The organism is Lebetimonas natsushimae, from assembly GCF_002335445.1.
GTDB classification, from domain to species: domain Bacteria; phylum Campylobacterota; class Campylobacteria; order Campylobacterales; family Nautiliaceae; genus Lebetimonas; species Lebetimonas natsushimae.
Genome location: NZ_BDME01000002.1, coordinates 118,859 through 142,090, shown reverse-complemented (window position 1 = coordinate 142,090; position 23,232 = coordinate 118,859). Strand labels below are relative to the sequence as shown.

Genomic DNA, 23,232 nt, shown 5'->3' with positions numbered 1-23,232 from the left:
AAAGGATAAAAATGAGACTCTCAACCCCTTTAAAATCAAATTCAATTAAAATAATGCTTCTTGGAAGTGGTGAACTTGGCAAAGAAGTGGCAATTGAAGCAAACAGACTTGGATGCGAAGTGATAGCAGTAGACAGATACCCAAATGCCCCGGCTATGCTTGTAGCCCATAGGAGTTATGTAATCAATATGAAAAATAAAGAACAGGTACTTGATGTTATAAGAAGGGAAAAACCTGATTTTGTTTTACCTGAAATTGAGGCAATAAATATTGAAGCACTTTTTGAGGCAGAAAATGAGGGAATTCACATTATTCCAAATGCAGAGGCTGTAAACAAAACAATGAACAGGAAAAACATAAGAAAATTTGCTGCCGAATCCCTTGGATTAAAAACTAGTAAATATAAATTCGTATCAACCTATGAAGATTTAAAAAACGCCTGTGATGAACTGGGATATCCCGCTGTTGTAAAACCTATAATGAGCAGCTCTGGACATGGTCAAAGTATAGTGAAATCCCCCGAAGAGGTAATAACAGCCTGGGAATTTGCAAAAAGTGATGCAAGGGGAAGTGCGGATGAATTAATAGTGGAGGAATTTATCGATTTTGATTATGAAATAACTCTGCTCACTGCCAAAAACGACAGCGAAATAGTTTTCTGTCCACCGATTGGTCATATCCAAAAAGGCGGGGATTATATTTTCTCCTGGCAGGAAATGGAAATGAGCGAAACTGCCTTACAAAAAGCCCAGCATATTGCTAAAACAATTGTTGAGGGACTCGGCGGCAGAGGAATATTTGGCGTTGAAATGTTTATAAAGGGGGATGAAGTATATTTTAGTGAAGTTTCACCTCGTCCTCACGACACAGGGCTTGTCACTTTAATTACACAAACGCAGAGCGAATTTGCCCTTCATATAAGGGCCGTACTTAATCTACCTCTCGGATTTGAGTTTTTAACTCCCGGAGCAAGCGCCGCATTTAAGGCCGACAAAACGACTTATACGCCTTCATTTAATATTGCACATGAGGTTTTCAGCCAAACTTCAAGATTTGTGGTTTTTGGAAAACCGGAAAGTCATCCTGGCAGAAGAATGGGAGTACTTCTTGTGAGTGACAAAACTTCAAAAGATGCACTCGAAAGAGCCAAACTTCTTATTTCTAAAGTTTCGATTGATTAATATTTAATCACTTTTTCCTCTTTTTCTTATTCAAACTTATATTATACTTTCACAAAAAGGACCGCTATGAAAAAAATTGAAGCAATAATTAAACCGTTTAAACTTGATGATGTAAAAGATGAGCTTTTTGAAATAGGAATTACAGGAATTACTGTAAGTGAGGTAAAGGGACACGGAAGACAGCAGGGACATACCGAACTTTACAGAGGCGCCGAATATGTGGTGGATTTTCTGCCAAAAATCAAAATTGAACTTATCGTAAAAGAAGAAGATGTTGAAAATGTTGTAAATGCCATTATTAAAGGTGCAAGAACCGGAAAAATCGGAGATGGTAAAATTTTTGTAATGCCCGTTGAAAAAGTAATCAGAATAAGAACTGGTGAAGAAGACGAAGAGGCGATTTAATTAATGGATAATGGACAATGTAAAATGGATAATTTATAAACTCATATTTAATTTTACATTCTCCATTTTCAATTCTGCATTAAGGAGATAATATGGATATGGCTTGGGTGTTAGACACTTTATTTACCCTTTTTTCATTTACGCTTATTATTTTAATGGTTCCCGGTTTTGCAATGCTTGAAGCCGGACTTGTCAGGACAAAAAACGTAACGGCAGTTTTGACAATAAATACAATGATTTATATTGTAGCAAGTCTTACTTTTTTCTTTATAGGATATAAACTGGCATTTGGGGGTTGGGATGGCAGCAGTATGAGTAAATACGCCGCTTTTTTATTTCAAATGGCATTTGTAGGAAAAACTGTAAACATTATGAGCGGAGGGGTGAGCGAAAGGACAAGAGTGATTCCGCTTTCTATTTTTACAATATTTATGGCAGGGTTTATATATCCGCTTGTAGTAAATCTAACATGGGGAGCTGATTTACTTAAAGACACAATTTTTGATATTTCAAATATGCATGATTTAGCCGGTTCAACAGTTATTCACTCAACCGGAGGATGGGCTCTTTTAGCTGCGATTTTAATTATAGGAAGCAGAAAAGGGAAATATACAAAAAGAGGAATAAAAGTAATTCCCGCAAGTAATATTCCCCTTGTAGTTCTTGGGGCATTACTTTTATGGATTGGATGGTTTGGATTTAACGGAGGAAGTGTGGGAAGCATTTCAAGCAAAAATGCGGCCGATACGGTAGCATTTGTAGTTATGAATACAAACAATGCAGGACTTGTCGGAGGACTTATAGTATTTATTTTAAGTTATTTAACATATAAAAAATTTGATATTACAATGGTCTTAAACGGGGCACTTGGAGGACTTGTGGCAATTACAGCGGGTGCTGATGTATTGACTCCTGTGGAATCTTTAACAGTTGGTTTAATCGGCGGAATCTTGGTATTTTATGCAGTACCTTTTTTTGACAAATTAAAACTTGACGACCCTGTCGGTGCATTATCAGTTCATTTGGTAAACGGTATCTGGGGAACACTGGCTGTAGGATTATTCGGAAAAGCTGATTTATTTTCCCAAATAAAAGGAATTATTGAAATTGGCATTTTTACATTTGTTATTTCATATATTATCATTTTCATAATTAATAAATTTATTCCGTTTAGGGCTGAAGAAGAGGAAGAAATCGAAGGTCTTGATGTTACTGAATGCGGTATTGAAGCATATCCGGAATTTAAAAGAACTTTTTAAAATAAATTATTTTATACTTTTTTTCTTTCTCACTTAAAATACACTTAAAATAAATCCATAAAAATTTAAGAAGTCCGTTAATTATATAAATTTAACCGTCCAAATGATTAAAAATACATTTTAAATTCTATTATTATCATTAAACAGTTTAATACTTTAAAAAGAAAAACTTAAAAAATAAAAATTATTTTAAAATTATATTCTTATAAAACAGAAAAAGCCGGTTCTGTTTATATTTTAAATTGGGATAATTCTTTTAATAATTCATCTGCCAATTTATGAATATTCTCTATTGTTTTGGAATTATTTTCAATATATTTTTCATTTTTATCAGAAAGGGTTAAAATAGTATTCATATGTTTAATAAACTCTTGCATTTTATTTAAAATATCAGAAATTGATTTAACATTAATCTCCACTTTTTCCACAACATTTTCCATTTGGGTTGATACATTTTTTATATCACCTTGAACATCTCCGGCAATATTTGCTATCTGATTAACTTTTTCAACATTTTGATTCATTTCTTCATTTGCAGAATTTATACCTTGGACAATTATATTTATTGTGGCATCAATTTCACTTAAACTTTTTTGGGTTCTTTCGGCAAGTTTTCTAACCTCATCTGCAACAACGGCAAATCCTCTTCCGTGCTCTCCTGCCCTTGCCGCTTCAATTGCGGCATTTAATGCCAAAAGATTAGTCTGATCCGCAATTTCTTTAATTACAGATAAAACACTCTTTACACCTTCTGCATTACTGACAAGTTCATTCATCTTCATTGCCAAATCATTTTCATTTTGAGCATTTTCTTGTATTTCTCTTATTACTTTTTCAATTGATTTAATTGTAATTTGCAATGAATTATTGGCATTAAGAATCAAATCTTTAATATAATTGGAATTTTCGGTTTCAATAGTTAAATTTTCTTCTATTTTCTTTGATTCTTCAGCAGTGGAAATAATAATATTGTTTTCTTCAGCTATATTGCTTTCTATGAGTTCAAAATCTTTTTTTAATTTTAAGGCAACATTTTTATTTTGATTAGAACTAACATAAGCAGACGATAAAACTTCTTTTAAACTTTCCACAAATTCTTTTAAGCTTTTCCTGATAACTCCAAATTCATCGTTTTCATAAATTCTTATATCAATAGATAAATCTTTGTTTTTTGCAATCATTAAAATTAATGATTTTAATGAATTTATCTTCATTTCAAGATTTCTTACACTATTTATTCCAAGAATTATCATAAATAAATTTGCTAATACTCCCAATATAAATGCTACCAATTCTTTATAAGGAGAAATATTTTCCACATTTTTATTAATAATACCAATTAATTTATCATCTGTTTCTTTCAATTTATTAATTTTTTTGGTAATAGTCTTAAACCAATATTCCGCATCAACTCCAAAATGCCCTTCATTATGTTTTGAAACTGCGATATTTCTTAATTTTTGAACTTCCGCAAATGACGGATCTTTAATTATCTCAAAATATATTCTTTTAATTTTATTATCTGCAAATGTTAAAAAATCATCCAAAAATGCTTGTTGCTGGGCAACCAGTGTAATAAATTTCGTATACATTCCGTCTAAAAATTTATCCGCCCCAAATGTAGCTGATAAAACAGCCCTTTCAACTCCAGCCCTCTCTTTTGCCTTCAAAAAACTGGTGTAAGCGGCAAGCTCCATTGCGATTTTTGAATTTGGAGAAAGTTTTGCTGTATATCCAATAATATTTAAAATAATGGCATTCATATTGGTATACCATGCTACTTCATCTTTTAAACCGATTTCAAAATTATCCACTTTTTTTCTAATATTATTAATATTTGATAGATAATTATTTAATTTATTTATATATATTTTTATTTCATTGTCTAAAATCGATTTATCAATTGAATTTAACACATTATAATATTTTTTAATTTTCTCATCGGTTAATTTTCTCTGTTTTAAAAGGATATTTTTAAATTTTTTTCCTTTACTTCCTAAATATCCTGCACTGGCACCTCTTTCTTTTTGAGTTTCATGAATTAAAGTACTCAGACTTTTACTTAAATTTACTAAATATGAAAGTTCTTTTTTTACAGAAACTTCATTGTGCCAAATAATAAAATCTTTTACATTATAATAGGTTAAAAAAACAGATGCCAATACGACAATAATTATCATAGAGGCACGTAAACTTAATTTATTTAACATTCTTTTCCTTTTTAATTATTTGATATTATTATACAATAAAAAAAAAGGAATTTTATGAAAAATTTTTGCCTGCCGAATCAGGATGGAGTTGAAATCTGTTTAAAAGACTTAAAAGGTAAATGGGTAATTCTTTATTTTTATCCAAAAGACAATACTCCCGGATGCACAACCGAAGCAAAAGAATTTAGTGAACTCCTTGACGAATTTGAAAAATTAAATGCCGTAGTTATAGGTGTTAGTCCAGATTCTCCCAAAAGACACTGTAATTTTATAGAAAAACATGAATTAAAAATTACTCTTTTAAGTGATGAAGAAAAAAAAGTTTTAAAAGAATTCGGAGCATGGGGTAAAAAGAAAATGTACGGAAAAGAGTATGAAGGGGTTATCCGTTCCACTTTTATAATAAATCCTGAGGGAAAAATTGTAAAAGAATATAAAAAAGTTAAAGCCAAGGGACATGCAGCTAAAGTGTTGGAAGATTTAAAAGAAATAATTAAAAATCAAAATTCTTAATTTTTCTTGTTACTTTTTTTCACAATTTTTTATTGATTTATCTATTTTTTTCTCTCTTTTTAATCCGCTATTATTTTTTTGGAATAAAATAGATAAAAAAAAGGAGTTTTTATGACTGGCGAAGTTTATTATCCACATAAAGAGTTATTTAAAAACCCGGTATTCAAAAATATGTGCGAATACAAGGAAATGGTGGAAGAATTCGAAAAAGATTATGAGGGAACCTGGGCAAAGCTTGCAAGGGAAAAAATTACATGGTTTGAAGATTTTAAACAGACACTTGATGAGAGCAATGCTCCTTTTTACAAATGGTTTGTCGGCGGAAAATTAAATGTAACATATCAATGTATTGACAGACATCTTGAAAGCAAAAAAAATAAAGCTGCAATTATCTGGGAAGGGGATAACGGGGAAAACAAAACTATTACATATCTTGAACTTTACAGAGAAGTAAATAAATTTGCAAATTTATTAAAAAGTCTTGGAGTCAAAAAGGGAGACAGGGTTGTTATTTATATGCCAATGATTCCGGAAGCTGCTTTTGCAATGCTTGCCTGTGCTAGAATTGGTGCAATTCACAGCGTTGTATTTGGTGGTTTCTCAGCAGAAGCTTTGAAAGATAGAATAATTGATGCAAAAGCAAAAGTGGTTATTACTGCTGATGGTGCTTTTAGAAAAGGTGCACCTTATATGCTAAAACCAACAGTTGACAAAGCACTTGAAGAAATTGATTTTGTAGAAAAAGTAATCGTGGTTGAGAGAAACAACCAAGATATTGAATGGACACATAGAGATGTAAGCTACAATGAATTAATTCAAAACCAACCTGATGAATGCACTCCTGAAATAATGGACAGTGAAGACCCTCTATTCTTACTTTACACATCAGGTTCAACAGGAAAACCAAAAGGGGTTCAACACTCACAGGCAGGATATATTCTATGGGCCCAGCTTACAATGGAATGGGTATTTGATATAAAAGATAACGATACTTTCTGGTGTACAGCGGATATCGGTTGGATAACAGGACATACTTACATAGTTTACGGACCACTTGCAGCGGGTGCCACAACCGTTATGTTTGAAGGTGTTCCTACTTATCCTGATGCGGGAAGAGCTTGGAAAATGATTGAAAATTATAAAATCAACCAATTCTATACTGCTCCGACTGCAATTAGATTACTTCATAAAATTGGAGCTGATGAGCCTAAAAAATATGATTTAAGTTCACTTAGAATTCTTGGTACTGTTGGTGAACCTATCGACCCAGCAGCTTGGAAATGGTATTATGATGTAGTAGGAAATGGTAGATGTTCAATCGTAGATACATGGTGGCAAACAGAAACAGGCGGACATATGATAAGCCCGCTCCCAGCAGCAACTCCATTCAAACCGGGCAGTGCGACATTTCCACTTCCAGGAATTTTTGCAGAAGTTATTGATGAAAACGGCAACAAAATGCCCGCACAGGAAAAAGGTCTTCTTTGCATTACAAAACCATGGCCAAGTATGATTAGAACTATTTGGGGTGATCCAGAGAGGTTTGTAAAGAGTTATTTCTCTACAGCCAAAAAGAACGGAAAACCTGTATATTTCTCAGGTGACGGTGCAATTTATGATGAAGACGGATATATCTGGATTACAGGTAGGGTTGATGATGTTATTAATGTTTCAGGTCACAGACTCGGAACTGCCGAAATTGAAGATGCTATCAAATACCATCCGGAAGTTGCGGAAGTTGCAGTTGTTGGAAAACCGGATGAAATTAAAGGTGAAAGTGTATTTGCATATATTGTTCTTAAAAATCCGGAAAATATCGCCCAAGAGCTTGAATTTATAAAAGAAGTGAATGAAATAATTAAAAAGGAAATCGGGGCAATCGCCAAAGTTGACAACTTTGCATTTGTACCGGGACTTCCAAAAACAAGAAGTGGTAAAGTTATGAGAAGAATTCTAAGAGCAATTGCAAAAGGTGAAGAAATTACTCAGGATACTTCAACTCTCGAAAATCCTCAGGTTGTAGAAGAAATTATCGCAATAGTTAATAGTTGCGGACTTTAATTTCTTCTTTTTTTTTCAATTTATTAAAATTTTTTCTTAAAATCCGTATCTTTTCATAGCAGCTCTTGCTTCTTTAGCAAGTTCTTTTTCTTTCATTACCCTTCTTTTATCATGCAGTTTTCTACCTTTGGCAACCGCTATTTCAAGTTTTGCCCTGTTTCTGTTGTTAAAATAAATTCGAAGAGGAACTAATGTATATCCTTTTTCGCTTGTATATCCGGCAAGTTTTGCTATTTCGCTTTTATGAAGAAGAAGTTTTCTAGGACGCTTTTCATCATGCCTGAATGATTTATAAGTGGTATCAAGATTACTTATATGCCCCTGGACCCACCACGCTTCACCGTCTTTTATTTTTACAAACGAGTCTTTTAAATTTACTCTTCCTTCTCTGAGGGCTTTAACTTCACTGCCTTTTAGCTCAATACCGGCTTCATATTTATCAAAAATATCATAATCATGATAAGCTTTTCTATTGGTTGCAACCACTTTCATTTTTTTCCTTTAATTCTCCATTATCCATTTTTAATTCTCCATTAAAAAAAAGTGTCCCTTTTGTATGATTACCTTTTAAAAATTCCCTTACACTGTTTAAATCGTTTCCGTTAGTTAAATACATTGGAATATTCTTATCCATTAAAAATTTAGCGGCTTTGAGTTTTGTAACAATTCCGCCTGTTGCAAATTTATCATTTGGGTCGCATTCGGCATTCAACCATTCATCTTTAATTTTGGTTACCTTTTTTATAGGTTTTGCATTTTTATTTTTTTTAGGATTGTCATCATAAAAAGCGTCTATGTCACTAAGCATTATAAGCAAACCGGCATCAAAATAATATGTCACATAGGCACTAAGCTGGTCGTTATCCCCAAAAATTATCTCTTCAACTGAAACCGAGTCATTTTCATTAATAATGGGAATTACATTATTTTCAAGTAAAACATTTATCATTTTTTTAGCATTTTCACTTCTTTTTCTGCTATCAAAATCTGCAGCGGTGACTAAAACCTGAGCCACTGTAATATCATATTTGTGAAACCTCTCTTTATACTCTCTCATTAAAAGGGGCTGCCCTATTGCCGCTAGGGCCTGTTTGTTTTCAAGTTTTGTTTTATCCAAAGGGCATTTGGTATATCCGGCTCCCACTGCCCCGGAAGAGACTAAAATAATTTCATGATTTTTATTAAGTTCGGATAACAATTCAACAATTTTATCTATTCTATCGGATAACCTGCCGTTTTCATATAAGGTGGCGGTTCCGACTTTAAATACTATTCTCATCTTTTACACTTTCTACCAAATTCATCAAAGCATATTTAAGCGGTTCAATATTTATATTACTTACTGCACTTATAGGTAAAATAAATGTATCTTTTCCAAAATAACACGGATAATCAAGGCTTGCCTTATATTTAGGCTCTGTAGGTTTGATTCCCATTTTTTTAAAAAATTCTTCTATTTTTTCTTTTTCCACCGCATCGGCCTTTGTAAGGGCTATTGCATATTTTCTATTGGCAAGTTTAACGGAGTAGTTTTTAAGCTCTTTTTTTAACGTTTCAAACTGATAATAAGGGTCTCTGTGTGATGCCATATCTATCATATAAAGGATTACTTTTGTTCTTTCTATATGTCTTAAAAACTTTAACCCTAACCCTTTTCCTTCGTGAGCCCCTTCAATAATACCGGGAATATCCGCCATTACAAAACTTCTAAATTCATCTACCTTTACAACCCCGAGTTTTGGGGTAATAGTTGTAAATTCATAGTTTGCAATTTCGGGTCTTGCGTTTGATAGGGTTGAAATTAAAGTGGATTTTCCGGCATTTGGAAAACCTACAAGCCCGACATCCGCAATTAATTTAAGTTCCATTACAATTTCAAGCTCTTTTCCTTCCTCACCCGGCTGTGCGTATCTTGGAAGCTGCTGTCTTGGGCCTCTAAAATGCCAGTTTCCAAGTCCTCCTCTTCCGCCTTCAAGCAAAACTTTTCTTTCCCCGTCTTCTTTCATATCAAGCAAAATTTCGCCTGTATTTGCATCTTTTATTACAGTACCTGGCGGTACTTTAATAATTAAATCCTCTCCGTCAGCCCCATGTTTTTTTCTGCCTTCACCTGGTCTTCCGTTTTTTGCCTTTAAAACACGCTTACCTTTAAAATGCGAGAGAGTATGTGTATTTTTATCACATACTACTATTACATCTCCGCCTTTTCCGCCGTCTCCTCCGTCAGGTCCGCCTTTTGGTATAAATTTTTCACGTCTGAAACTTACACACCCGGCACCGCCTTTTCCAGATTTTACGGTTAATTTTACATTATCAACAAACAAATTAATCCTTTTTTATAGAAATTATATCAATTATTTAATAGAAAATAGATATTTAAATTTAAGGTACTGACTGAAAAAACTAAGTAAAAATATAATTTTTTTACATTAAGAAAAAGTCATAAATTACAAATATAAACAACTGGAGAATTAAATATAATTTTAATATTATTTTCCAAATTTGCGTTATTTTTTTGCGTTATTTTAATTTATCTGCCAGTATTTGAGCTTAAACCAGAATAAGTATTAAAATGAAGAAAAAGGCAAAAGCCTTATTTTGCAGGATAAACTGAAACTTTTTTTCTGTTTTTGTCTTTAATTTCAAATTTTACATAACCGTCAATTAAAGCAAAAATAGTATGGTCTTTTCCCATACCAACATTATTACCAGGATGAACTTTTGTTCCTCTTTGTCTGATAATAATATTACCAGCTCTTACGAATTCTCCACCAAATTTTTTAACGCCTAATCTTCTACCAGCAGAATCTCTGTTATTCTGAGTAGACCCTTGACCTTTCTTGTGTGCCATTATATCTCCTTAAATTATTAAGCTACGATTTCTTTAATTTTAACTCTTGTAAAATCTCTTCTAAAACCTCTTTTTTTCTTAGAATCTTTTCTTCTTCTTTTTTTGAAAATTATTACTTTTTTTCCTCTTGCATGATTAATAACTTCTGCAACAACTTTAGCACCCTCAACTAATGGAGTACCAATTTTTGTATCATCAGCTTTTACTAATAAAACTTCATTAATCTCAATATCAGTTTTAGGCTCTGCTTCAATTCTATCAAGTTCAAGTACGTCACCTACTTTTACTTTATATTGCTTACCGCCGTGTTTAATAACCGCGTACATATTTATCCTTTTTGGTTTTTTAGTGTGAAATATTACACATTTTTTCTTAAACTAACCTTAAATTAAGTTTTTTTTAAGAATTTATTCTATAATTGCAACACATTCTATTTCTACTTTGGCAGCTTTTGGCAATTCTTTTACTGCAACTGTGCTTCTTGCCGGCTTATGTGAAAAATATTCACCGTACACTTCGTTTACTGCAGCAAAATCATTAATGTCACTTAAAAATATGGTTGTTTTTACCACATTTTCTATTTTAGCCCCAGATGCTTCAAGAACCGCTTTTAAATTCTCACAAACCTGTTTTGTCTGGGTTTTAATATCACTATCTAAAAATTCTCCATTTGGAGTTAATGCAATCTGACCTGAAGTAAATACCATGTTTCCGACTTTAATAGCCTGAGAATAAGGTCCTATTGCTTCCGGAGCGTTTGATGTATGAATTTTTTCCACTTTCTCTCCTTTTTTTGGAATTATATCATTAATTTTACTTTTTCCATTATCAATTTTTCAATGTTATTATTCCTTTGTTTTTAGCATTTTTTATAGCTTCTTTAGCAAATTCCTCTCCTATTTTAATCAGTTCTATAGCTCTGTGGAATTCATACCATTTAGCAATAGTTTCCGGTATTTCTATTTCTATATCAGGAGTATATTCCGCTCTTCTGTATCTAAAAATAGTATCCATCATCAAATCAATTGACTGATTGACCGGGTCTTGTTTTTCTTTAAAAATTTTACTCCATATATTTTCCATTAAATTCTGCTTTTTTTTAACTTCTTTAGAAAGTTTTATTTTTATATCTTTATCACTACCATATAAATTAACTGCTATAATTAAATCACTCATGTCACTCATAACAGGTGCCACCGGCATTAGATTAAGCACTCCTCCGTCAACCAATAACATATTATTCAATTTTACGGGAGAAAAAATACCAGGAATTGAAGCGGAAGCTTTTACAGCATCCCACAAAGGGCCTTTTTGAAACCAAACTTCTTTTTTCTTATTTAGATCAGTTGCAACCGCTGTAAATTTAATAGGTAAATCTTCTATTTTATAATCTCCTACCAATTCTTTTATTTTATTAAATATTTTATCACTGTTAAGCCACCCGTTTTTAGAAAAAGGATTATTTAAAAATTGCAGCATATCCATTACATCAAGATTTGTAACCCAGTTTTCATATATTTCGAGCTTACCGCACGCTTCAAGTGCTCCTATTAAAGCACCCATAGAAGTACCTGCTATTGAAATTATTTTAAACCCCTCTTTTTTTAATTCCTTGATAACACCTATATGTGTATAACCCCTGGCACCCCCGCCGCTTAAAACCAAAGATATTTTCATAACACCCCTTTAAAATAATGTAAAATGAAAAATTAAGAATGAAAAATTTTTAATTTATTAAATTTATTTTACATTTCTTATAAATGATATTATATATTAATATTTTACATTTTCCATTATCAATTTTTAATTAATTATGTGTCTGTCACTATTTATTAGAAGAAGAAAAGAAAAAGAAAAAACTTATCTTTTTGAGAATTGTGGAGATTTTCTTGCTTTCTTTTTCCCGTATTTTTTTCTCTCTACTTCTCTTGCATCCCTTGTTAAAAGTCCTGCCGGTTTTAAAATAGCTCTAAATTCTGGAGCATATTCCACTAAAGCTTTAGAAATACCGTGTTTTACCGCATCAGCCTGAGCTGCAAAACCACCGCCAAAAACTTTTACTTCAATATCAACAGAAGTTTCCTGTTTTGTAAGCATTAACGGCCATTTTACCCTAAGTTTAAGAGCTTCTCTCCCGCCTAAAAACTCATCCAAAGGTTTACCGTTAATCACAATGTTTCCGCTTCCCGCTTTCAACCAAACTTTAGCCACTGCTTCTTTTCTTTTTCCTGTTGCATAAATTTTACCGTGCATTTTCATTAGTTACCCTTTACTTGAGCTGTATGAGGATGATTTTCACCTGCATAAACTTTTAATTTTTTAAGCATTTTTCTTCCAAGTTTTGTTTTTGGAAGCATACCTCTTGTTGCCAATTTAAATAATTTTTCAGGATTGTTTTTTAGAAGTTTTTCAACAGTTTCTTCTTTTACACTTCCAAAATACCCTGTATGTTTGTAATATTTGTCACCTAATTTTTTATTAGTAGAAAATCTAACTTTATCTGCATTAATTACCACTACGTAATCTCCGCAATCTACATGAGGTGTATAATAAGGTTTATGTTTACCTCTTAAATATGTAGCTATTTCAGTTATTACCCTACCAAAAATTTTATCTTTAGCATCTATTAATATCCAATCTCTCTTAACATCTTCTTCTCTAATTGATTTTGTAAATTTCATTATCACACCTTTTGTGAATTTTTTGGTGTAGAATTTTAAACTACAAACCTTAAAAAAACCTTAATTTAAGTTTTTTTTAAGGTTAAATCAACTTAAATTTGAAAATTTAAGTACTAATTCTATCTCACCCGCCGGAATTCTAAGTTCCCTGCTTATTTCTTCAATGGAATAACCATTTTTATATAGATTTTTTATTCTTTCCTCATCTTGTGTATTTATATTGGAAAAATCAAATATTTTTTTCTTGCTGTTATTTTCTAAAATATTTATTTTTTCTTCTATTTCATTCAATTTTATAAAATATTTTTTTTCCACTTTTTTTATGGAATCGACGACTTCCTCTATTATTGGTTCAATTTCTTCTAAACCACTGTTTTGTTTTAAATTTTTAACCTCTTTTTTTAATTTATAAATTTCCTGATTAATTTCTTCTAAACTAAGCTCAAGTCCGGCCAGTTTATTTTCAGTAATTTTATCCCTGTTTATAATATAAAAAAACAAAAAAAGCATAAATCCGCTAAGACCTATAAACATTATTAAAGTCAATTTATCCATTTTCAGCCTTCATCTGTCTTATAATCGCCCTTTCCCTGGCCATTATGTAAGCATTGTAATCCTTTTCATCACGCTCGTGCATAAATTCTATTTTTGCTATATTTTTACTGATTCCGGTAAAGATTACAGGTACAATTCTTGGAGGAAAAACAGGAAGTTTCATTCTTCCGTAATATTTTTTATTTTCTTCCAATAAATCATCTTCAATTTTAAAATATTCAAATCCTATCTCCACAATATTTGTTTTATATTTCAAAGGTATATAATTTTTTTCTTCATTCTTGATAATTGCCGTCAATTCATCTATTTTTCTATGAAGAGCTATCAAAAGTTCAAGCAAAACCGGATCTGTATCTTTTGTCTCTCCCCTTGCTTTTGCAAGTTTTATATACTGTCCTATAGGATCTTCAGTTTCACTTCCAAGAGTATCAAACTCTTTTTGTTTTTTTTCATCATATTCATCAAATTCAAATTCTATTATAGCCGGAATCAATCTGATATTATCTGCCATTATTCATTTCCTGTCTTTTTATACTTTATCTAAAATTATAAAAATTAAAAAGATAATTCCCAAAAATCCATTTACATCAAAAAATGCTTTCGGAATGTTCCTGAAATCTTTATTAACTAAAACATGTTCATAATAAAGCATAGCTGCACCAATAATTACGGCAACCCATCCAAAAAAACCAAGATGGGCGTAAGCGGCAAATAAAGCCCAGAAAATAACAGCAAAAATATGAAACATTTTTGAAATAAAAAGAGCGCCCCTTTCCCCTACAAGTGCAGGAATGGAATGAAGTTGCTCTTTTTTGTCAAATTCAATATCCTGCAAAGAATACAAAACATCAAACCCAGCCACCCAAAACATAACACCAAGAGCCAAAAAAACACTCCAGCATGGAATTGAACTGCTAACCGCAACGGCACCGGCAATTGGAGCTAGTCCCAGTGAAATTCCCAAAATAAGATGAGCAAGTTCACTAAATCTTTTAAAATGAGAATAACCGGCCAAAACAAACAAAATAGGAATTGAAAGTTTAAATGCCAAAGAATTTATCAAATAAGCTGTAACTACAAAAACAAAGGCATTTATAACAATAAATAACAGTATCTCTTTTTCTTTTACCTCCCCGGTAACAGAAGGTCTGTTGGCGGTTCTCGGATTTTTGGCATCAATATCCCTGTCCGCAAATCTGTTATAAGCCATTGCAAAATTTCTTGCACTGACAGCGGCTATTATTCCCAAAATCAGCAGTTTCCAGCCAAACCAACCGTTAGCCGCCACTATCATTGCAATCAATATAAAAGGAATACTGAAAATTGTATGCTGAAATTTGACAAGTTCCATATATTTTTTTAGCATTAAAACTCCATTAAATATAATTTTGTATAATTGTAGCAAAAAAGGACAGATTTGTTTGCTTTAATTGGCCCCACAGCTTCAGGAAAAAGCGATTTGGCGATAAAATTAGCTAAGAAATTAAATTATGAAATCCTCTCGCTTGACAGTTTAAGCATTTACAAAGAAATAGACATAGCTTCTGCAAAGCCGAGCATTGAAGAATTAAAAATGGTTAAACATTACGGAATAAATGAAATTTATCCTAATGAAAAATTTGATGTAATGAAATTTATAGAAATTTACAAAAAAATCCCTCACAAAAATATAATAATTGTGGGAGGCACCAGCTTTTATCTAAAAACTATGATTTCCGGAATTTCCAAAATGCCCCTTATAAGTGAAGAAATAAAAAAAGAAGCTAAAAAACTAAGTTTTCAAGATTTACAAAAAACAGACCCTGTTTATGCAGCAAAAATTTCACCAAACGACACATACAGAATTCAAAAAGGATTGGAAATTTATCTTGCAACTAAAATGTCGCCTACTGAATATTTTAAACAAAATCCCCCGGTTCCTGTAATTGAAAACCTGCCTATTTTTGAAATAGAAATTGACAGACAAACTTTAAGAGAGAGAATAAAATTAAGAACCAAAAAAATGCTGGAAAAAGGGCTTATTGACGAAGTTGCATATCTTGAACATAAATACCGTGACAGAAGACTGCCCGCCCTTAAAGCCATAGGCGTAAAAGAAGTGCTTGATTATTTTAACGGAATTTATTCTAAAGAAGAGCTTTATGAAAAAATTGTTACAAATACGGCAAGACTTGCAAAAAGACAGCAGATTTTCAACAAAACCCAGTTTCCAAATAAAATTTCTGCCCCACTAAAAAAGCTTGAAAACATTATTCTAAACAGAAAATGTAAAATATAGAACGGATAATTCTTTTTATTCGTATTATCAATTATCCATTCTACATTAAAAGAGGTCTTTAGCATCCATGCAGAGCCCTCGCCAGAGTTTTGAATCTTTAACTTGCAGGCATTTTTCAATATATTTTTTGTTTTTTGTAAGATTTGCAAGCATAAAATATGCCCTTGCCTTATTTTCACCTTTTACCCTGTTTAATACATCCTTTAAAACTTTTACAGCGTCTTTTTTATTTTGAGTAAATTTAGCATAAGTAAATTCCACAAAAGGAGAGTAAGGATATGCCCTGAATCTGTTTTGCAGATTAATAATTTTTTTAGCATATGTGGCAGCCAAAAGATTATTATTGTTTTTAAGGGCATAATTAATTATTTTAATAAAAGCATCTGTGTTTCTGATATCTTTTACTTTATCAAGTTCTTTTGCCAAAGCCAAAGCCTCTTTATATCTTTTAAGTTTCCAAAGAGCAAAAAATTTTTTTAATTTATACTCATAACATCCTTTTTTCATTACACTGCACAAATCATCTACAGCCAAAATTAAATTTTTATAATCCCTAAGTCCTTCAAGAGCCTTTATTTTTCTTTTCATCCATTTTATAAAAAGCCTCTCATCCGGGGAATCCAGATATTTATTGCAAACAACAGAGGCTATATTATACGCTTTTACTTTAATTGCACAATTATAAATTTCCTCATCATATTTTTTATCTAAAACCAATTTTTTGGACTTTATCAAATTAATTGCATCAAAACATTTTTTCTGTTTTAAAAGCGTAGTTGCATATTCTTTATATATTTTATTTAAAAACTCTTTTTTATTTTTAAAGATTTTATCCGGAATTTCCCGAATTTTATCTTCAAGTTTTAAAATTTCTCCATATTTTTTTAATTTATAAAGTAACATCACTTTTTTATACAAAGCTTTATATGCAATAGTCCCTTTGTATTTCTGCAATATTTCATCAATTACCTGAAGCTGCTTTGTTACATTATGATCCGGTACTTCAAAAATAACTTTATCCCTAAGCGCCATCAACGCATCAGAATAATCCCCGTAAGGAAATTCGTTTAAATATCTCTCTATCCAATAAAGAGCCTTTTTATAGTTTTGCATTTCATAATACCAATTTGCCAAACTGTATTCTAGCGGTTCATATAAATCATCAAGTTTTTTTAATTTTTTTATCAAATCCTCACCTATTTTTACAGCCAGTTCATATCCATTGTGACTTGCAAGCATTTTAGCCAGCTCGTAAGCTTTATATTTGTCTTTTAATAAATATTTTTTATTTGCATTATATATTTTCATATAATATTTTATTGCTTTTTTAATATTTCCTTTGTCCATATATCTCTGGGCCAGTCTGCTTGCAGCAAGGGAAGCTATATCAATATCATCTGTGGAATAAAGAGCTTTTTTATAAAATTCAAAAGCTTTTTTATCATCACCTGTTGTATAGAGCTGATCCGCCAAATATATCATGGCTAAATATGCCTCTTTACTTTTAGGATATTCATTTATTATTCTTTGATACAAATAGGCTGCATCACTCAAAAATCCTATTTTTGAATAATTTTTAGCCATTAATAATAATACTTTTGGCAAATTTTCATCATACGCAAATTTTTTAATCCAGATTTTAGCCAGACTTATAACATCACTTGAATCATTTTTTTTATCTAAAATCTGTAATTTTAAAAATAAAATATCGGGTAAAAAAACCGAATTCGGATAATTTTGTATAAAATTTTCTATTTCCATACTAACATCTCTGTGATGTTTATAGGCATTTATTATTTCAAAATATTTTATTACATCTTCACTTTCACTATTTTCCTCAATTGGATTTCCATTATCGTCTATCGCACCAACATACGGTTTTGGGGAATGTATAAAATAAAACTTGAGTCCGTTATTATCACCAGGGGCGATTATTTTTTTATTAGAAGCGATAATAACCCATTTTTTTGCTTTTTTTATTTTAAAAGGGTTAATCAACGCATTTTCATATAGATGTTCGTTGAAACTTTTTATTTGATAAAAATCTTTAACATCAATAACTAAATAAAATTTTTTATTTTTAAATTCGGGATTGATATTAAAAAAAACAGTCTTACTTTTAAATACAGGAGTTGATGGTAATTTATCAAATTTACATATTACCTGATTATTTTTATTTAAACAAATAAACGGCTTGTTATTATAAAGTGTTAATATTTCATATTTTTGCTTATCATTAAAATAATTAATATTTAATTCTAAAGCATATAAATATAAAAAAGAAAACAAAAAAAGAAAAAATTTCAATGATTTTCCTTAAAAAAATATTACATTGAAATTGTAGCATTAAATACGCTTGCAGCAAAAACACCAAAATAAATAGTTCCAGTCAAAAGAATAAGTTGTCCTATAAAACTACCGGTTGAAATTTCTATAGTAGAGTTACTGTTCGCCTTGTCAAAATAAATATGTTTTACAATCCATGCATAATATCCAACCGCTAAAGCAGAATTAAGTGCCGCAATTAACACTATCGGCCAAAGGCCTGCATCTACACCCGAATAAAATGCAACCGCTTTACTCAAAAATCCTGCTAAAAGAGGAATACCTGCAAGTGAAAAAATCTGAACAGTAAAGAAAAATGAATGAATTGGTGCTCTTTTTCCAAGTCCTTTAATATCTTCAAGAAACTTAACACCAGCCTCTCTTCTTAAATCATTTAAGATTAAAAACACACTTGTCTGCATAAAAATGTATGCAATTGCATAATAAAGAACCCCTGCATAAGAATAAACACTTGCTGCAGCGGCAAAAGGTATTAGGGCATAACCACTGTGTGCAATTGAAGAATAAGCTAAAATTTTTGAAATTCTTTTTTGCCATAAAGCCATAAAGTTTGCAAGTGTCATAGTGATTATCGCAAAGAAACTGAAAATTAAAACAGTGGCAATTGGATAAGCAATCATAAATTTATAAAACGCTTTAAAAATTGCTAACAACATTACACTTTTTATAACACCGCTCAAAATAGCTGCCGCAGCATGATTAACCTGAGAATATGTATCCGCAGCCCAAGCATGCATTGGCACAATTGTTAATTTATAGAAGACACCTGCAAGCATAATAGCAACAGCAATTAATGTAAATTTCCCATTTACACTCATTTCATTATATGTAAAACTGTCTGTTACAAAAGAAAATAATGCAAATCCAAGCAAGATAATACCGCTTGCCACAGCCCCTGCAATAAACGCCTTCACAGCCCCTTCTGCATTATAAAAATTTCTGATATTAGCAACCAAAATATAAGAAACTATAGCTATAGATTCAAATAACACAATAAATACAAAAAAATTATCTGTCTCAAGAATTGCCAGTGAAAGCCCTGCAATAAAAAGCATTTGAGCAATTAAAGGTCTTTCAAATCCTGTTAGAGACAGTGAGACCGCAGCCAATGTTGCAAGTAACACATATTCCATAAGTTTAGTGGCCTCGTCACTTACAAATAAAGGAAACACACTGCTTAAACTCTGATTTGTATATACAAAATATGCAGATAAAATAAATGCCACAACTGCGATTAATTTAGCAATGAAAATGTTGTTTTTGTAAAAAACCGGTACTAATAATCCCGCCGCTATTAATGTTATAAAACTCATTGCATACCTCCAAACATTGCAAATGCTTGATTTGCTAAATCAAATATTGCTTGAGGTTGAACCCCAAAATATATAATTAAAACAGCAAAAATAGCCAAAGCAAATTTTTCTGCAAAACTCATTTTAAAATTAGATTTTAAGACAATTTCACTAGCCTCTCCGTGAATTGCACGTCTGACAGCCCAAATAATATAACCGGCACTGATTAAACTACCAAGTGCAATAACAGCTATCCACCAGCCGTATGCTTTAATTGATGAAACTATAATTGTAAGTTCTCCCACAAATCCCATAGTTCCTGGTAAGCCTAAAGCCGCCATACCTGCTAAAATAAATATAGCACTTGCATATGGTGCATATTTCATAATTCCGCCCATCTCATCCATATACCATGTATGTGTTTTATGATGCAGCCATCCCGCAATTAAAAACAGTGGTGAAATAACAAGAGCGTGTCCTATCATTTCATAAAGTGCCGCACTCAGACCGTCATATGTCATAGTGGAAATTGCAACCACTACAAGCCCCATATGTGAAATGGAAGAATATGCAACCATTCTTTTTATATGTCTTTCATAAATAGCAAGCATTCCGGCAAAAAGAGTTGTAGCCAAACCGATAATTACCATATAAATTGCAAAATGAGCAGTAGTTTCTGGCATAAGTTCAACTGTAAATCTTATAAGTCCGTAAGCCCCCATTTTAAGAAGTACACCTGCAAGTAATACAGAAATGGAACTTGGCGCCTCTACGTGTGCAACAGGAAGCCATGTATGAAATGGAAATACAGGAAGTTTTGCAGCAAAACCCAAAAACATCAGCCACCAGATAAGTGCAGGGGTGGTTAAAGCCGCTTCTTTAATTAAAGTTAAATCCCAATAACCTGTTTCTTTAAACAGTAAGAAAAATCCTATAAACATAAACATTGCAAAAACATGGGTAAATAGGAAAAACTTAACCGCTGCATAAATTCTTTTTTCACTTCCCCAAATACCTACAAGAAAATACATAGGAACTAGAGTCAATTCCCAAAAGATAAAAAACCATAAAACGTTGGTTGTCATAAAAACACCAAAAATAGGTCCGCTAAATGCAATTAACAAACTAAAATAAGCAGCCTGATTTTTTTCTTCCCAGGAAGTAAATACAACCAGTATTAAAAGAGCTGATGTCAAAAGAAGCATTGCAACGCTCAAGGCATCAATTCTTAAAGTTAAATCAAATCCAAACTGAGGAACACTTAAATAATTACCAAGTTCTAAAAACCCAACCTGAGGCAGACTTTTATACCAGCTAAATGCAATAATAAATTCAACAACAAACCATGCAAGTGCGATATATTTTGTATATTCCTGTGCATTTTTTGTCAAATAGTAAACCAGAACCGATAAAAATATCGGTGCGAAAATAATATCTACTGCTACCATTATAGACCCTTTACAATTATTAAGATTGCTAATACTATAATTGCAACTCCAAGGACCATTTGTCCCATATATGTTCCAATTTTACCGCTGTGTCCTACCCTGAATAATTTATAAACCTGATAAGTTGTAGGTACAGTAGCATCCACAATATAGTCAATTACTTTTGAATCAAACCACCTTGCGGACTTTGCCAAAGCATTTACAATTATGTTTTTACTAATCCATGTAATCATTGCTTCCACATAATATCCGTTAAATAAAACCTGGTGAATTATCTGGATAAAATGATGGGACCCTATTTTATACAATAACTGAAGCCCTCTTACATAAAGTCCCACAACTATTAAGAAAATAACAAACATAGTAGATAACATAAATACACCAAGCCAGGCGATATGTTCTTCTACCGCTTCTTCACCGGTAATATAATGAATGATATCAGTTTGCCAAATTGAAATCAAAAGAGTAACAAAAGCTAAAATTCCAAGAGGAAGTCTTATCCATAAATTACTCGGTTTATGCACACTTCCCGCAATTTCTTCATTTCTCGGCTCTCCTAAGAAAATCAGAATCCAAAGCCTTGTAATATACGCAATTGATAATAACGCCGCAATAGTTACAAAAATCTTAGTAAAGTCATTACCGTGCAGCCACGCTTCAGTAACTACCATTTCTTTTGAGAAAAATCCACTAAATGGAGGAACACCTGAAAGTGAAAGTGAGCCCATTGCCATAAACAAAGCAACATAAGGCGCTTTTTTAACAAGTCCTCCGAGTTTCCATGCATCTTTTGTATGGTGTGCAATATAAATAACCGCACCGGCACTTAAGAAAAGCAGTGCTTTAAAAATAGCATGATTGACTAAATGAATCATTCCGGCAGCCAGACTACCGACACCTAGACCAACAAAAGCTATTGATAAGTGAGACATTGTTGAATAAGCCAAGATTTTTTTAATCTCTTTTTGGACAAGTGCTGATGTTGAACCTATAAATGCAGAAAGTGCTGCCACATTTGCAACTACATACAGTGCATCTGTATAAGCATAAAAATTAAAAAGTCTTGCAACAATATAAATACCGCTGTTAACCATTGTGGCACCGTGAATTAATGCAGAAACAGTTGTAGGACCCTCCATAGCATTCATAAGCCAAGGATAAAGCGGAAACTGGCCTGATTTACCAATAGCTCCCATAAATATAAACAAAGCCGCAACCAATGCAACAATTTTATTAATCTGACCTGCATCAGCTAAATGATTTAGTTCTACTAAATTAACAGTTCCGACATAATAATATAAAAGCCCTATAGCTGCCAATATAAAAATATCTCCGAATCTTGTATAAAGAAATGCCTGCATACCCGCATTTGCGGCAGAATTTTTAAAATACCAGAAACTGATTAAAGCATAACTTGCAAGCCCCATAAATTCCCAACCGACAAAAGCGCCGATTAAATCTTTTGTAATAACAAGTAAAATCATACCACCAATAAAAAATAGGACTTTTGCATAATATCTCGGCTGATCCGGATCACTACCCATATAATCGTGGGCAAAATGAATATCAGCGAGTCCTAGACCTGTTGCAATTAAAAGCATTACAATTGAAAGATGGTCTATATAAATACCAAAAGGCAGTTTCAAATCCCCATAACTAATCCATGTATAATCAATATCAATAGGAACGCCCGAATGAGTAACAAAAATTACAATACTTGCCAAAAATAAAAGTCCACCGGTAATTTCAGCAACCCAAAACGCTAAAGGTTGTTTTAATTTACCTAAAATATATGCCAAAACTGCACCAATAAACGGAGCGTATAATAAAATATTTACTGCATTATTCATCTTTCACCGCCTTATCTAAATTATCTGGAATAATTTCACCTGTCATTCTAGAACTTAGAATAAATATCAATATTCCAGCCGCCGCTTCAAGCGTTGCAATTACAATAATTACATAGGCAACTGCCAAACCTCTTGTAAGTCCGAAATGGAATGCCGCACTAGCCAAAAGCAGTATTACAGCATTTAAAAGCATTTCCAGTGAAAAAAATATTTTTAAAAAATCACTTTTACTGGTAACCCCGTATAAACCTACACCAAAAAGCATTAAAGCAAAAAATGCATCAATATAAAACCCAACCATC

24 protein-coding genes are annotated in these 23,232 nt (G+C 32.0%); 6 read left to right on the top strand and 18 right to left on the bottom strand.

Translation table 11 applies throughout. The annotated features are described in order from the left end of the window. Positions 1–11: 11 nt before the first annotated feature. From purT to LNAT_RS05170, 3 genes are all read left to right on the top strand, one after another. Complete coding sequence (purT, locus tag LNAT_RS05180) at positions 12–1,181, top strand: formate-dependent phosphoribosylglycinamide formyltransferase (protein WP_096259038.1); 1,170 nt, start codon at positions 12–14, stop codon at positions 1,179–1,181. Positions 1,182–1,247: 66 nt separating this feature from the next. Next, the gene (locus tag LNAT_RS05175) at positions 1,248–1,586 is read left to right on the top strand and encodes a P-II family nitrogen regulator (protein WP_096259035.1); all 339 of its coding nucleotides are present in this window, start codon (positions 1,248–1,250) and stop codon (positions 1,584–1,586) included. A 92-nt stretch (positions 1,587–1,678) separates the two neighbouring features. Then, positions 1,679–2,845, top strand: a complete 1,167-nt coding sequence (locus LNAT_RS05170) for an ammonium transporter (protein WP_096259032.1) — start codon at positions 1,679–1,681, stop codon at positions 2,843–2,845. Between the two features lie 230 nt (positions 2,846–3,075). Here LNAT_RS05170 and LNAT_RS05165 read toward each other — a convergent pair whose 3' ends face one another. Continuing rightward, positions 3,076–5,055: a methyl-accepting chemotaxis protein gene (locus tag LNAT_RS05165; RefSeq protein ID WP_096259029.1), complete on the bottom strand. Its 1,980-nt coding sequence runs from the start codon at positions 5,053–5,055 to the stop codon at positions 3,076–3,078. Between the two features lie 54 nt (positions 5,056–5,109). Here LNAT_RS05165 and bcp point away from each other — a divergent pair, with 54 nt between their 5' ends. Beyond that, on the top strand, positions 5,110–5,568 hold the full coding sequence (gene bcp / locus LNAT_RS05160; protein ID WP_096259026.1) for a thioredoxin-dependent thiol peroxidase: 459 nt from the start codon (positions 5,110–5,112) through the stop codon (positions 5,566–5,568). A gap of 111 nt (positions 5,569–5,679) precedes the next feature. Next, on the top strand, positions 5,680–7,629 hold the full coding sequence (gene acs / locus LNAT_RS05155) for an acetate--CoA ligase (protein WP_096259023.1): 1,950 nt from the start codon (positions 5,680–5,682) through the stop codon (positions 7,627–7,629). 36 nt (positions 7,630–7,665) lie between these two features. Here acs and smpB read toward each other — a convergent pair whose 3' ends face one another. From smpB to mqnP, 12 genes are all read right to left on the bottom strand, one after another. Then, positions 7,666–8,121: an SsrA-binding protein SmpB gene (smpB, locus tag LNAT_RS05150; protein WP_096259020.1), complete on the bottom strand. Its 456-nt coding sequence runs from the start codon at positions 8,119–8,121 to the stop codon at positions 7,666–7,668. Further along, on the bottom strand, positions 8,099–8,908 hold the full coding sequence (proB, locus tag LNAT_RS05145; protein ID WP_096259018.1) for a glutamate 5-kinase: 810 nt from the start codon (positions 8,906–8,908) through the stop codon (positions 8,099–8,101). The genes smpB and proB overlap by 23 nt, the downstream gene beginning before the upstream one ends. Beyond that, on the bottom strand, positions 8,892–9,953 hold the full coding sequence (gene obgE, locus LNAT_RS05140; RefSeq protein ID WP_096259016.1) for a GTPase ObgE: 1,062 nt from the start codon (positions 9,951–9,953) through the stop codon (positions 8,892–8,894). The genes proB and obgE overlap by 17 nt, the downstream gene beginning before the upstream one ends. A gap of 269 nt (positions 9,954–10,222) precedes the next feature. Then, positions 10,223–10,480: a 50S ribosomal protein L27 gene (gene rpmA / locus LNAT_RS05135; protein WP_096259014.1), complete on the bottom strand. Its 258-nt coding sequence runs from the start codon at positions 10,478–10,480 to the stop codon at positions 10,223–10,225. A gap of 17 nt (positions 10,481–10,497) precedes the next feature. Continuing rightward, positions 10,498–10,806 carry a 50S ribosomal protein L21 gene (gene rplU, locus LNAT_RS05130; protein WP_096259012.1) on the bottom strand — a complete coding sequence of 103 codons (309 nt, stop codon included), beginning with the start codon at positions 10,804–10,806 and terminating at the stop codon, positions 10,498–10,500. A gap of 81 nt (positions 10,807–10,887) precedes the next feature. After that, positions 10,888–11,259 (bottom strand): RidA family protein, encoded by a 372-nt coding sequence (locus LNAT_RS05125; protein WP_096259010.1) that lies wholly within the window; start codon positions 11,257–11,259, stop codon positions 10,888–10,890. Positions 11,260–11,308: 49 nt separating this feature from the next. Beyond that, the gene (locus tag LNAT_RS05120; protein WP_096259008.1) at positions 11,309–12,157 is read right to left on the bottom strand and encodes a patatin-like phospholipase family protein; all 849 of its coding nucleotides are present in this window, start codon (positions 12,155–12,157) and stop codon (positions 11,309–11,311) included. Between the two features lie 183 nt (positions 12,158–12,340). Further along, positions 12,341–12,733 carry a 30S ribosomal protein S9 gene (gene rpsI / locus LNAT_RS05115; protein ID WP_172413515.1) on the bottom strand — a complete coding sequence of 131 codons (393 nt, stop codon included), beginning with the start codon at positions 12,731–12,733 and terminating at the stop codon, positions 12,341–12,343. Positions 12,734–12,738: 5 nt separating this feature from the next. Continuing rightward, a complete protein-coding gene (gene rplM / locus LNAT_RS05110; RefSeq protein ID WP_096259004.1) occupies positions 12,739–13,161 on the bottom strand; it encodes a 50S ribosomal protein L13 in 423 nt (140 codons plus the stop codon). Between the two features lie 87 nt (positions 13,162–13,248). Then, on the bottom strand, positions 13,249–13,716 hold the full coding sequence (locus LNAT_RS05105) for a DUF6115 domain-containing protein (protein WP_096259002.1): 468 nt from the start codon (positions 13,714–13,716) through the stop codon (positions 13,249–13,251). Beyond that, positions 13,709–14,227 (bottom strand): hypothetical protein, encoded by a 519-nt coding sequence (locus LNAT_RS05100; protein ID WP_096259001.1) that lies wholly within the window; start codon positions 14,225–14,227, stop codon positions 13,709–13,711. The genes LNAT_RS05105 and LNAT_RS05100 overlap by 8 nt, the downstream gene beginning before the upstream one ends. A gap of 18 nt (positions 14,228–14,245) precedes the next feature. After that, the gene (gene mqnP, locus LNAT_RS05095) at positions 14,246–15,082 is read right to left on the bottom strand and encodes a menaquinone biosynthesis prenyltransferase MqnP (RefSeq protein WP_096258999.1); all 837 of its coding nucleotides are present in this window, start codon (positions 15,080–15,082) and stop codon (positions 14,246–14,248) included. 51 nt (positions 15,083–15,133) lie between these two features. On the opposite strand from mqnP, the gene miaA reads away from it, so the two are divergent. Then, on the top strand, positions 15,134–15,994 hold the full coding sequence (miaA, locus tag LNAT_RS05090; RefSeq protein WP_096258998.1) for a tRNA (adenosine(37)-N6)-dimethylallyltransferase MiaA: 861 nt from the start codon (positions 15,134–15,136) through the stop codon (positions 15,992–15,994). 45 nt (positions 15,995–16,039) lie between these two features. Here the strand turns inward: miaA and LNAT_RS05085 are convergent, their stop codons facing one another. Genes LNAT_RS05085 through LNAT_RS05065 form a run of 5 tightly spaced genes read right to left on the bottom strand, consistent with a single transcriptional unit; the run spans position 16,040 to position 23,231 of the window. Then, positions 16,040–18,301, bottom strand: coding sequence for a tetratricopeptide repeat protein (locus LNAT_RS05085; RefSeq protein ID WP_096258996.1), 2,262 nt, complete (start codon positions 18,299–18,301; stop codon positions 16,040–16,042). A 20-nt stretch (positions 18,302–18,321) separates the two neighbouring features. Further along, positions 18,322–19,653, bottom strand: a complete 1,332-nt coding sequence (locus LNAT_RS05080; protein WP_096258994.1) for an NADH-quinone oxidoreductase subunit N — start codon at positions 19,651–19,653, stop codon at positions 18,322–18,324. Further along, on the bottom strand, positions 19,650–21,080 hold the full coding sequence (locus LNAT_RS05075) for a complex I subunit 4 family protein (RefSeq protein WP_096258992.1): 1,431 nt from the start codon (positions 21,078–21,080) through the stop codon (positions 19,650–19,652). Before LNAT_RS05075 ends, LNAT_RS05080 begins: the two co-directional genes overlap by 4 nt. After that, positions 21,080–22,930, bottom strand: coding sequence for an NADH-quinone oxidoreductase subunit 5 family protein (locus LNAT_RS05070; RefSeq protein WP_096258991.1), 1,851 nt, complete (start codon positions 22,928–22,930; stop codon positions 21,080–21,082). The genes LNAT_RS05075 and LNAT_RS05070 overlap by 1 nt, the downstream gene beginning before the upstream one ends. Then, positions 22,923–23,231: an NADH-quinone oxidoreductase subunit NuoK gene (locus tag LNAT_RS05065; RefSeq protein ID WP_096258989.1), complete on the bottom strand. Its 309-nt coding sequence runs from the start codon at positions 23,229–23,231 to the stop codon at positions 22,923–22,925. Before LNAT_RS05065 ends, LNAT_RS05070 begins: the two co-directional genes overlap by 8 nt. Position 23,232 lies beyond the last annotated feature (1 nt).